General features: G+C 40.2%; 1 protein-coding gene. It reads right to left on the bottom strand.

The features are described 5' to 3' along the window. Positions 1–454: 454 nt before the first annotated feature. Entirely contained in the window at positions 455–1,231 is a 777-nt protein-coding gene (locus GNE10_RS34590; protein ID WP_185570516.1) for an ABC transporter permease, read from the bottom strand. Positions 1,232–1,283: the final 52 nt, after the last annotated feature.

Here is a 1,283-nt window from a genome sequence, read left to right as displayed (position 1 = left end):
ACATAGACAAGACCCCTCCCCAACCCTCCCCTTGCCAAGGGGAGGGTTGGGGAGGGGTATCTGTCGCAAACATTTTTTGAATCGGTATCAGTTTTAAAAGGGAACTTTTAATAGGGAATAGTGAAATCCCCATACTTAAAAGTAGGGGATTTGTACAAAGACGTATTTTTTCACAGCATGAGTGTCAATACTTGTCGGGTTTTGGGAAAAAGGGGAAAGAAAAAACCTTTCCCAATACTTGTCGGTTAAGGGGGAAAGGGAAAGGGGAAAAGGGAAATAAAAAACCTTTAACCCTTACCCTTTAACCTTTTCCCCAAACCAAATTCCAGTTTAAAATCCTTAACCGAGCAGTATTGAAACCTTTCCCCTTTACCCGGTTGGTAAGCTTGTCGAACCATTAACCTTTTCCCAAAACCTTCTACTATTCCCTACTCGAAGGGCTTGGTAAAGCACTTTAAAACTCGCGTCGTGAGAAAACAAAAATAGCGATCGCCAACAACATCGCACTGTAAAGTAAGCTATAGCCGGCATTAATAATCAGTGCCGTTGTCTCAGGTAGTGCTTGTAAACCATAAACAGCCTGATTTTTCAAATCTAATCGAGATAAATCTGGCAACACGAGAAACAAACCTTGAGTCAAACGTTCTATCCCAACATTGCGACTTAGACGACCAAGTTGTACCAAATCTTGGGTGATATTCCCCATTAAATAAACTGCAAACGTTAAAATAGTTGCCACCAACGAAGCTGTAAAAACACCAAAAGCAATAGCCACAGCAGTGATTAATGACAGCTGTAAAAACAAGAAAATCGCCGCAATTAAAATACTCACTGTTGGGTGAGTGATATTACCAAATTGTAGAAATAACAGATAAATAGCCGTCATCGTAGCTATCATCACAGCCACTACAGCCGATAATCCCAAATACTTACCAACAATAATTTCACTACGGCTAACAGGTTTGGCAATTAATACTAAGATAGTACGTTTTTCAATTTCTTTATTAACTAGCCCCGTACCAACAAATATCGTGACAATTAACGCGATGGCATTCATCGCCGCCATGCCAAAATCTAAAAATATTTTGTCTTCCGTAGCGGCTGCAAATTCAGGAAGGGCACGAAAAGCGACCGCGAGTATTAACGCATAAAAACCAATAATATACAGGATGCGATCGCGTATAACTTCCTGAAACACATTTTTAGCAAGTACAAAAATTTTGATTGTCATTAGTTATTAGTTATTGGGCATTGGGCAAATGGGGCATGGGGAAGGGGGAAAG

This window comes from Nostoc sp. 2RC (assembly GCF_014222165.1).
GTDB lineage: Bacteria > Cyanobacteriota > Cyanobacteriia > Cyanobacteriales > Nostocaceae > Nostoc > Nostoc linckia.
This window is presented reverse-complemented; position numbering and strand designations above follow the sequence as displayed.